The organism is Rhodococcus sp. PML026, from assembly GCF_000963615.1.
GTDB lineage: Bacteria > Actinomycetota > Actinomycetes > Mycobacteriales > Mycobacteriaceae > Rhodococcoides > Rhodococcoides fascians.
Map to the genome: position 1 here is coordinate 488,990 of NZ_KQ031371.1, position 9,364 is coordinate 498,353.

Annotated in this window: 11 protein-coding genes and 1 tRNA gene; 6 read left to right on the forward strand and 6 right to left on the reverse strand. The window is 64.1% G+C overall.

Annotated features, from left to right (window positions below; genetic code table 11):
* The first annotated feature begins 113 nt into the window (after window positions 1-113).
* From VF34_RS09845 to VF34_RS09855, 3 genes are read left to right on the forward strand one after another with little or no spacing between them, the layout of a single operon-like run.
* Window positions 114-1,151, forward strand: a complete 1,038-nt coding sequence (locus VF34_RS09845; RefSeq protein ID WP_045841377.1) for a FecCD family ABC transporter permease — start codon at window positions 114-116, stop codon at window positions 1,149-1,151.
* Window positions 1,151-1,924, forward strand: coding sequence for an ABC transporter ATP-binding protein (locus VF34_RS09850; RefSeq protein ID WP_045841313.1), 774 nt, complete (start codon window positions 1,151-1,153; stop codon window positions 1,922-1,924). Before VF34_RS09845 ends, VF34_RS09850 begins: the two co-directional genes overlap by 1 nt.
* Window positions 1,921-2,940, forward strand: coding sequence for an ABC transporter substrate-binding protein (locus VF34_RS09855; protein WP_032370177.1), 1,020 nt, complete (start codon window positions 1,921-1,923; stop codon window positions 2,938-2,940). Before VF34_RS09850 ends, VF34_RS09855 begins: the two co-directional genes overlap by 4 nt.
* Window positions 2,941-3,010: 70 nt before the next feature.
* On the opposite strand, the gene VF34_RS09860 is transcribed toward VF34_RS09855, so the two are convergent.
* Together VF34_RS09860 and VF34_RS09865 are read right to left on the reverse strand one after the other, a co-directional pair.
* A complete protein-coding gene (locus VF34_RS09860; RefSeq protein WP_032370176.1) occupies window positions 3,011-3,481 on the reverse strand; it encodes a hypothetical protein in 471 nt (156 codons plus the stop codon).
* A 159-nt stretch (window positions 3,482-3,640) separates the two neighbouring features.
* Window positions 3,641-3,985 carry an SRPBCC family protein gene (locus tag VF34_RS09865; RefSeq protein ID WP_156158511.1) on the reverse strand — a complete coding sequence of 115 codons (345 nt, stop codon included), beginning with the start codon at window positions 3,983-3,985 and terminating at the stop codon, window positions 3,641-3,643.
* A gap of 143 nt (window positions 3,986-4,128) precedes the next feature.
* Here VF34_RS09865 and VF34_RS09870 point away from each other — a divergent pair, with 143 nt between their 5' ends.
* The gene (locus VF34_RS09870; RefSeq protein WP_156158512.1) at window positions 4,129-4,470 is read left to right on the forward strand and encodes a DUF6461 domain-containing protein; all 342 of its coding nucleotides are present in this window, start codon (window positions 4,129-4,131) and stop codon (window positions 4,468-4,470) included.
* A gap of 214 nt (window positions 4,471-4,684) precedes the next feature.
* Here VF34_RS09870 and VF34_RS09875 read toward each other — a convergent pair.
* Window positions 4,685-4,758 (reverse strand) — tRNA-Lys (locus tag VF34_RS09875).
* 92 nt (window positions 4,759-4,850) lie between these two features.
* A complete protein-coding gene (locus VF34_RS09880; RefSeq protein WP_027497653.1) occupies window positions 4,851-5,072 on the reverse strand; it encodes a DUF3618 domain-containing protein in 222 nt (73 codons plus the stop codon).
* 78 nt (window positions 5,073-5,150) lie between these two features.
* Between VF34_RS09880 and bcp the strand changes: the two genes are divergently transcribed.
* The gene (gene bcp / locus VF34_RS09885) at window positions 5,151-5,624 is read left to right on the forward strand and encodes a thioredoxin-dependent thiol peroxidase (RefSeq protein ID WP_045841316.1); all 474 of its coding nucleotides are present in this window, start codon (window positions 5,151-5,153) and stop codon (window positions 5,622-5,624) included.
* Here bcp and VF34_RS09890 read toward each other — a convergent pair.
* Together VF34_RS09890 and VF34_RS09895 are read right to left on the reverse strand one after the other, a co-directional pair.
* Window positions 5,613-6,977: a dipeptidase gene (locus VF34_RS09890; RefSeq protein WP_045841317.1), complete on the reverse strand. Its 1,365-nt coding sequence runs from the start codon at window positions 6,975-6,977 to the stop codon at window positions 5,613-5,615. The two genes, bcp and VF34_RS09890, sit on opposite strands and share 12 nt — an antisense overlap.
* Before the next feature lie 74 nt (window positions 6,978-7,051).
* Window positions 7,052-8,317, reverse strand: coding sequence for a hypothetical protein (locus VF34_RS09895; protein WP_052718654.1), 1,266 nt, complete (start codon window positions 8,315-8,317; stop codon window positions 7,052-7,054).
* Window positions 8,318-8,675: 358 nt separating this feature from the next.
* Between VF34_RS09895 and VF34_RS09900 the strand changes: the two genes are divergently transcribed.
* A complete protein-coding gene (locus VF34_RS09900) occupies window positions 8,676-9,314 on the forward strand; it encodes a TetR/AcrR family transcriptional regulator (RefSeq protein ID WP_080729227.1) in 639 nt (212 codons plus the stop codon).
* The last annotated feature ends 50 nt before the right edge of the window (window positions 9,315-9,364 follow it).

Sequence of the window (9,364 nt, forward strand, 5' to 3'; positions counted from 1 at the left end):
GTCGATCCCGAGGGACACGGTCGACGAGGTCGTCGTTCGCGCTGCGCGGATTCGCCTCGGATACCGCGCTTTTCGCAGGTCGCCAGGTCAGGGATCAGCGGAGAAAGTTGCGCATGCAGTCCAGATCGGTCCTGCCCCTCACTGTGCTCGCCGCCGCGATCTGGGCGGTGTCAGCACTCTCGGCACTGATGTTCGGGGCCGCGCACATCCCGGCAACCGACGCCATGGGCTACCTGTGGGCCCAGCTGTCCGGCGGCACGATCGCCGTCGGCGATGTCCCCGACTACCGCATCGTCATCGATTCTCGGCTGCCTCGAGTGTTGCTGGCGACGGTCATCGGAGCAGGTCTGGCTGTGGTCGGACTGGTGGTGCAGGCGATGGTGCGCAACGCACTCGCAGATCCCTACGTTCTCGGAATTTCCTCGGGTGCATCGGTAGGCGCGACGTCGGTGGTCCTGTTCGGCACATTCGGTGCCCTGGGCATCTACGCACTCTCGAGTGCAGCATTCCTCGGCGCACTCGCCGCAACCGCCCTCGTGTATCTGATGGCACGCTCCCCGGTAGGGCTGGTGCCACTGCGCCTGGTCCTGACGGGTACCGCGTTGGGTTACGGATTCTCTGCAATGACCACCGTGCTGATCTTCCTGGCACCTCAGGGCGACGGCGCTCGCAGTGTGATGTTCTGGTTGCTCGGCAGCCTCGCCGGTGCCACCTGGGCCAGCGTCCCGCTGGCCGCCGCCGTCACCGTGGCCGGAGTAGCCGCGACCGCTCTGACGGCCCGCAGACTCAACGCGCTGTCGATGGGAGACGAAGTCAGCGCGGCACTGGGCTTGAACGCGGCACGTCTACGTCTGTCTCTCTTCGTGACATCCGCAGCGATGACAGGGTGCTACGTGTCGATCTGTGGCGCAGTGGGATTCGTCGGTCTGGTCGTCCCTCACGTAGCACGGTTACTGGTCGGGGCCGACCACAGCAGGCTTGTCGTCATCACCCCGGTCCTGGGTGCGGCTTTCCTCGTCACCGCAGATCTGGTGTCCCGAACGGTTCTACCGCCGCAAGAGCTCCCCCTGGGGGCGATCACCGCGGCAGTCGGAGTTCCGGCGTTCGTGCTGCTGATGCGTCGCCGCGGCGCGATGATCGGCGACCGTTGATGCGCGTCGACTACGCCGACGTCGCAGTCGATATCGGCGGCACCCGCATCATCGACGACATCACCATGAGCCTGGACGCCGGCAGCATCGTCGGCATTGTCGGCGCGAACGGGAGCGGCAAGTCGACACTGCTGCGGTGTCTGTATCGAGCGACCGAGCCCTCGACCGGACGTATCGAGGTAGGTGGCCGCGACATCACCGCAATCACCATGCGAGAGAACGCACGTCAGGTTGCAGCACTCACCCAGGACTCCTCGATGCACTTCGACTTCACCGCACGCGAGGTCGTCGCCACCGGACGTCTTCCACACAACTCCACGTTCGGACGCAACCGCACCCACGACGACGACGCGTGCGCTCGTGCCTCGACCGTCGCCGACGTGGAACATTTGTTGGACCGATCGTTCCTGTCATTGTCCGGAGGCGAACGCCAACGTGTTCTGATCGCACGGGCTTTCGCCCAGCAACCGAACGTGCTCGTGCTCGACGAACCCACCAATCACCTCGATATACGACACCAATACGCAGTGCTGAGCGCCGCTGCGAGCCTGCAGATCACGGTGATCGCCGCGCTTCACGATCTGAATATCGCCGCCCAATTCTGCGACCGCTTGGTCGTACTTCACGCCGGCCGCATCGTCTGTGCGGGTTCACCCGATGAAGTCGTGACCGAGAAGGTGCTCTCGACCTGGTTCGGGATCGGCGGACACATCGTCACCCACCCACGCCTCGGAGTTCCCCAGGTTCTCTTCGACGACAAGGACACTCGATGACCCACCTCTTTCGCCGGCCTCGCACGATCGCCATTGCCGCGACCGCTGTTGCAGCACTGGTCAGTTCGTGCGGAGCCCAGGTCGACACAGCCACCGAGCAGGGTGGCGATCAGGTGACGGTCACCAACTGCGGCGAGCCGCTGACCGTGACCGGTACCCCACAGCGGGTACTGACCAACGACACCGGCATCACCGAGATGATGTTCGCCCTCGGCCTCGCCGACCGCCTCGTCGGATACACCAGCTACCCGGGCAAGGAGCGAGACATCGACTCCTCGCCGTGGAAGAGCGACTTCGACGCGGCACCGGAACTGGCCGACGCCTTCACCCGTGAGGTGATTCAGTCGGCGAACCCGGACTTCGTTTTCGCCGGCTGGAATTACGGCTACAAGGAGTCGACCGGTGTGACTCCCGATTGGATTCGCAGCATAGGCGCAGTTCCCTACCAACTCACCGAAGCATGCCGGCAACCCGGCAGTACTGCACGCGGAGTCATGGAGCCCCTCGACGCGCTCTACACCGACCTACGAAACCTCGGCGACCTCTTCGGAGTTCGTGACCGGGCCGACCGACTCGTCACCGACTACGAGAACCAGATCGGTGCCGCGAACGCCGGGGCTCCGGACGGCCGAGACCCGGCGCGGGTGTTCCTATTCGACAGCGCCGATCCCGAGCCCTTCACCTCCGGCCGCACCGCAGCTCCGTCGCAGATCATCCGAGAAGCCGGTGGCAGCAACATCTTCGACGACCTCGACGATTCCTGGACCACCGCGTCCTGGGAAGCCGCAGCCCAACGGAACCCCGAGTTCATCGTCATCGTCGATTACGGTGCCGGACCGTCGAATTCGGTGGACGCCAAGATCGCGCAACTACGTGCACAGCCACTGATGTCCGGCACCACCGCTGTACGTGAGAACAACATCATTGCCCTCCCCTACGCAGCGCTCGTCGAAGGACCACGCAACCCCGCCGCCGTCACCACGGTGGCGGACTTCCTCCGATCCAAGGGCCGCTGACCGTCCACAAGAACGGGGCAGCGACACCTCGGTGGTTGCGGCTTCCGAGGCTCGAATCCAGTGCAGGCGCTCAGTCTTCGATCGTCACGATCGGAGAAGCCTGCTGCACCGTATAAGAGTTCCACGGCAGGGTCGCGAGGACGTCGGGCAGCCCGGGGTAATCGGAGACCCACGCTGTTGTCGGATCGACGCCTTCGGTTACGCACGATGCGAGCGCGACATAGGTGCCGGCCGGGATATCGGTGACGTGTTGGGTGCTGATTCCGATCTGGCCCCCGTCGTCGGTCGAATACAGCGACTGGCCGTTACCGACGACCTCCCACACCGGCGGCAGCACTCCGCCCGGTGCGGGAGCCAACGATGTGCCGCAGGCCAAGTCGCTACCGGAGTTGTTGGTGATCGTGTTGGTCACCGTCGATCCGTCGACCTCGAACGCATACGTCACGTCTGTCGATTGCGCCGCTGATGCCGTCGCTGGAAACGCCGCTAGTGCTGGCGCACAAAGTAGCGCTCCGATCAGAATCCGACTGGTCGATCGCATGGCAATCCTCCTGGTTCGCGTGAACTATGTCCGAGTTGCCAGTCTGCATCAAAAAATACCGATCAGCATCTTTCGACCGAATGCAGCCGAACGGGGCGAAAAACAGGGTCGAGAACCGTTGTGTCGGTGTAAGTTTGCAGACCCCTACCAGCCGTCGCTTCAACGCTTCGCTTCGGCGCGCTTCTTGATGTACGCATTCCGAACGCACAGGACGCGCCGGAGATACAACTTGCCTGGAATATCCAGGACCGCAGCGCCGAGTCGTCCGCCACGGAATTCGACCGACATGATGTCGACCATCTGCGTCTGACCCCGGCGTGCGAGAAAGAAGTGCTCGTGGCGCATCGAGGCAAAGGGTCCGGTGACCTGCTCGTCCACGAAATATCTCGCGGGCTCGTACTCGGTGATGCAGCTGGTCAAGGTGAACCACACACCGAGATGCCTGGAGCGAATATGGATTTCATCGCCCAAACGCAGAGCACTCCGCTTCGAATCGACTCGCACACTCTCTCCGTACGCTCCCTGAGACTCGGCGTGAACGATTGCATCCGACTCCAGATCGAACACGTCAGCGGGGTTCGCCGCGATCGAAGTCGTGAGCCTGATGGTGAACGCCACGGGCACAGCTTTGCAGGTCGGTGGCAGGGTTGGCCGATGAGCTGATGGCACCGCTGTCGATCGGTGGCGAGGCCCTCACGTTCGCCAATCAGGTCGGCCACAGTAATTTCGCCCAGTGGGTCGACGGTGCTCGAACCGCTATGTTCGATGCGCTCCTGAAGGACGGGCCGGGTTTCGACGAACCTGACAGCCCCTGGCGAGATCGCATGCGTGAGGCTGGCTATGACCCCGACGGCGAGGGTCCGATGCCCGACGGCCTGTTTCACACGCTGGAGGTCTACATAGCAATGATCGTCAACCACACTGGAATCGATCTGACGCAAGAGCTGTTGCGCAGCGGACAGTTTCAGGTCGGCGACTCCCGCAAATAGTGGAGGGCTCAGCCGAGTACAGCCGGCTGTTGCGAGATGCCGAGGGATGAGCGACTCGAAGGGGCGTGGTGGCCGGCCGAGTTGCTGACTGTTTCTCCCTGCCGCTCGACTGGATCCGAGCACTCAGCGGCGGAAACGGTCGAGATGGGTTGACGACGCGGGCTACCGAACAGAAATGCCCGTTCACCAACTTCGGTGAACGGGCATTTCGCTGTGCGCCATCAGGGATTCGAACCCCGGACCCGCTGATTAAGAGTCAGCTGCTCTAACCAACTGAGCTAATGGCGCCGATCCGCACCGCGTGTTCTCTGCGGTGCGGGAGAAACATTAACAGCAGATGCGGCCAGATGTGAAATCGGCTGGTCAAGGCACCTGTTGCGTCAGTTGAAGATCCTGCGAACCACGAGAACTGCTACCACTGCGCCGACTCCGAGCAGAGTGAACTTCACGGCCGGCTCGTTGAGCTTGGCCACCACCGTCTGCTTGGTGTTGGCGACGATGTTCTTGGGGCTGGCACGGACGCTCAGCTCGTCCAGCGTGCTGGCCAGCTGATTGCGAGCGGCCTCGATCTCGCGCTCGATTCGGTCGGTGTCCTTGGCCACGTGTCCTCCAACTTGTCTGCAAATAGTCTTGGTCGTACTCGAGCCTAGAGCACGGCGGTATTTCGATACTCTCGTGCGGTGACCGAATACAGCAAGCTCGAGCCGGGCGACACCGCTCCGGCGTTCACCCTGCCCGATGCCGACGGCAACGATGTCTCTCTCGCCGATTACTCCGGCAAGAAGGTGATCGTGTACTTCTACCCCGCCGCGAGCACCCCTGGCTGCACCAAACAGGCCTGCGACTTCCGCGACAGCCTCGCCGAGCTCAACGGCGAAGGCCTCGAAGTCATCGGCATCTCGCCCGACAAGCCCGCCAAGCTCGCCAAGTTCCGCGACAAGGAGGAGCTGACATTCCCGCTGCTCTCCGACGAGGAGAAGACGACGTTGCAGGCCTGGGGTGCGTTCGGAGAGAAGAAGAACTACGGCAAGGTCTACGAGGGCGTCATTCGTTCGACGTTCCTGGTCGACGAGGAAGGCAAGATCGAGGTGGCGCAGTACAACGTCCGCGCCACCGGCCACGTCGCCAAGCTCCGCCGCGACCTAGCTGTCTGAACCGGCCAGCCGCTGCAGGAACAGCGCCTCGGCGACGGCCATCTTCTCGATTTCCGTCGGGTCCACGCTCTCGTTGGGGGCGTGGATCCGGCATCGGGGCTCTTCGACGCCCATGAGCACGATCTCGGCGTCCGGCAATGCCTCCGCCAACGCGTTGCACAACGGAATGGACCCGCCCTGCCCCGCCGTCCCCATGGGACGTCCGAATGCCTCTTCCAAGCCACCTGACAACGCCGCGTAGCCCGGGCCGTCCGTTCTGGCCCGGAACGGCGAACCGATCGCCTCACGCTCGACGGTGACACGCGCATTCCACGGCGTGCGTGCCTCCAGATGCGCCACCAACGCATCCTGCGCCTGCTGCGGATCCATCCCTGGCGGAACTCGCAAATTCAGCCGTGCCGAGGCTCGAGGGGAGATTGCGGCGGCCGAGCCCACGACGGGCGGGCAGTCGATTCCGAGAACGGTCAGAGCCGGCCGTGCCCATACCGCGTCGGCCACGGTGCCCGAACCTGCCAGTGCGACTCCGTCGAGCACCCCGGCGTCGAATCTGAACTGCTCGGCGTCGTACGGCACCCCATCCCAGGTCCGCGTGCCATCGAGACCGTCGACCGTGGTGTCACCGTGCTCGTTACGCAGAGTTGCCAGCACCTGGATCAGCGCGCCGAGCGCATCGGGTGCCGGTCCCCCGTACATTCCCGAATGCACTTCTCCGGCAAGCGTTTCCACATGTACGACGACGTTGGCTATCCCACGCAGGGTGGTGGTGACCGTCGGCAGACCCACCGCAGTGTTGCCGGTGTCCCCGATCACCACGACATCGGCAGCGAACAACTCGGGCCGCTCGTCGACGAGTGCTTCGAGCCCGCCCGTGCCCATCTCTTCGGAACCCTCGCAGACGATCCGCACGCCGACGTCGAGCGACTCCCCCACCGCGCGCAGCGCCAGCAGATGCATCAAGACGTTGCCCTTACAGTCGGCCGCGCCTCGGCCGTACCACCGACCGTCACGCTCGGTCAGCTCGAAAGGCTCACTGTCCCAATAGCTTCTGTCGCCGGGAGGCTGGACGTCGTAGTGCGAATACAACAGAACAGTCGGTGCCCCCGCCGGCGCCGGCCGAGAACCGACGACAGCCAGTGAGCCGTCGTTGGTCTCGATCAACTGCACGTCGGGAATTCCGGCGTCGACGAACGCCCGCTGCACCCATTGCGCTGCACCGACGCATTCCTCCACCGGAAACTGCCGAGGATCGTGCACAGATCGGAACCGGACCAGTTCTGCCAGCTCCGATTTCGCGCGAGTCATCGACTCCGCGATCGCGGATCGAATGTCGGCGGGGCGTGCATCGGTCGGCATGGTTCCTCCAGACGAGAAATGACAGACGGGCTCTCGCCAGTCTGTCATTTGCTCGCACCTACCGAAGCGACACGTCAGCCTCCGGCCAATTCCTGCGCGATCCAATCACCTGTGTGCTGCCAGTGCCGATCCCAGGCTTCCTGCTCGAGTTGCTCCTGGGATTTACCCGGCTCGGGAACGACGGTGGGCACAGTCAATTGCGGCGGATCCACAGTCACCGGAGCGGGCTGCGGGGTACCTGCAGGCGCAGCGCCCTGCGGCACCCAGGACGGCGGAGTCCCTTGCTGTGGAGTCCACTGCTGCGTCGTCCCAGTCGGCGGTGTGGTGGTCGGCGCGAGGGCCGATTCCGCCGTGGGCGGGAGCGTCTTGGGCAGGGCGTCGACCGGCAGCGCAGGCGCAACAGTCGTCGGATCGACGTATCGCGTTGCGCCGGCCAAATCGGCACCGCCATTGCGTCGGTCGACGCTCTGCCCGGCGGTCGCATCCCCATTACTCGGCAGCGTGGCTGCGACGGCGACACCTGCCGAGGCCAACCCGGCGAGCAGCACGGCAGCGAAGATCAGTTTGCGGCCGCCGGTGGCTGAACTCGACCTGCCCGTTGCTGTCACCGGAGCCGTGAGCACCGAGGAAATCGTCTCCGGCCCTGCGGCCTCTTCGGACTCGTCGACTGCCTCCGTAACCACGAGGGTCTGATCCTCGACCGAAACCGATGCGAGCCAGGCCGCTCCGCAGGCGGCGACTCGATCTGCGGCACCCACCCGCACGACGGGCACACCGAGACCGAGGGAGAGAATGTCGATCAAGTCCCGGTTGCTCGATCTGTCTCCGAACAGCGCCACCGCCTGTGGTTTCTTGCCGGATTCGTCGACCACTTCCCAGGCCAGCGGAATCGTGCTGCCGATTCGTTCGGGGGACATCGAGTCCAGGGCAGCATTCTTGGCGGGCGTGAGTGTGGCATCGGCTGCGTCGGCGAGAGAGATGGATACGCCGCGTTCGCCCATGTAATAGAGCAGCACCGTGCTCGCGTCGGCGAGGTCCTTCGTACGGGCCAACCAGGACAGGAACGACTGGGATGCCGAGACGAACACCGTCGACTCGTCGGTCACTGCCGTGGCGAGTTCGGCGCGCTCGGACTCGGACCGATGCACGACGGCGACGGCGTCGACCGACACGTTCAGCGTTGCTGCCTCGGCACGCATATCCGAGATCGCGCGCGGTAGAACGGCGGTCACGTCGGGGTCGAGCGAGGTGGTGGAGTGCGCGAGCACCTCCCCCGAGGTCGGCTCGAGCAGGACCGTCTGCATCGAGCCGGATTCGATCGCTGTACCGATTGTTGCCACTGCAGTCTCCCTGTGCTCGGGGTGAGGCTCCCGACCATGAACGTCGTCCCACGGACACGAACGACGGCCACCCTGCACGGAAATTGATTCAATACCTATAACCATACCGGTTCCCCGTTTGGCTGGCCCATATTGAACTTGGGGATTGTCACAGCAAGACGGTCCGACAGCTGTCGACGCACACAGCGGTCCCCCACAAGAACGACCGAATCCGGAGTGGGCGATGCGACCCTCACGACAGAAGTGGATACCGTGCACCCGCGACGGATAGCCTGACCGGGTGGAATCCTCTGCTCGTGCCCAGTCCTCGCGCCGTCTCGACGCCGCGCTCGAGTCGACGGCGCAGACTCAGGAGCTGATGCCGAGGCGCCGTCCCACGCAGGAACGCAGCCAACGCAAATTCGACGCGTTGCTCCAGGCGTCGCGTGAACTGCTCAGCGACGTGGGCTTCGAGTCGTTCACCTGTGAAGAAGTCGCGTCACGGGCAGAGCTGCCGATCGGCACGCTGTACCAGTTCTTCGCCAACAAGTACGTCATCGTCTGCGAACTCAATCGTCAGGACCTCGTGGGCGTCCAACAGGAATTGGCAGAGTTCGACGGCGAGGTCCCGTCCCTGGACTGGGTGCGGTTCCTGAACAATTTCGTCGACCACATGGCCGGCATGTGGATGACGGACCCGTCGCGCCGCGAGGTTTGGCTCGCGATGCAGTCGACACCGTCCACCCGCGCCACCGGGGTCATTCACGAGCGCGAGTTCGCCGATCAGGTCTCACGCATGCTCGGACCGTTGACGCCGCGCACACCGCGGCATCGTCGCAATCTGATGGCCCAGGTGTTGGTGCACATCGTCTACTCGATGCTGAACTTCTCGGTGCAGGACGGCCAGAGCCACGAAGATGCCGTGGCCGAACTCAAGCGAATCATGATGGCGTATCTGCTCGTCGCGGAGAAGGAGAGCAGGCGCTCCGGCGGGTCGGTCAACACCGACGACGCCTGACCCGCCCGCTTCAGCCACACGAGAGGCCCGCCCGATCGTGGATCGGACGG

What these genes read in the sequence shown, in the direction of transcription:
- VF34_RS09860 (WP_032370176.1), bottom strand. Translation starts at nt 3,481, where the DNA reads ATGCGATCGACCAGTCGGATTCTGATCGGAGCGCTACTTTGTGCGCCA.
- VF34_RS09850 (WP_045841313.1), top strand. Translation starts at nt 1,151, where the DNA reads ATGCGCGTCGACTACGCCGACGTCGCAGTCGATATCGGCGGCACCCGC.
- VF34_RS09855 (WP_032370177.1), top strand. Translation starts at nt 1,921, where the DNA reads ATGACCCACCTCTTTCGCCGGCCTCGCACGATCGCCATTGCCGCGACC.
- VF34_RS09890 (WP_045841317.1), bottom strand. Translation starts at nt 6,977, where the DNA reads ATGCCGACCGATGCACGCCCCGCCGACATTCGATCCGCGATCGCGGAG.
- VF34_RS09845 (WP_045841377.1), top strand. Translation starts at nt 114, where the DNA reads ATGCAGTCCAGATCGGTCCTGCCCCTCACTGTGCTCGCCGCCGCGATC.
- VF34_RS09900 (WP_080729227.1), top strand. Translation starts at nt 8,676, where the DNA reads ATGCCGAGGCGCCGTCCCACGCAGGAACGCAGCCAACGCAAATTCGAC.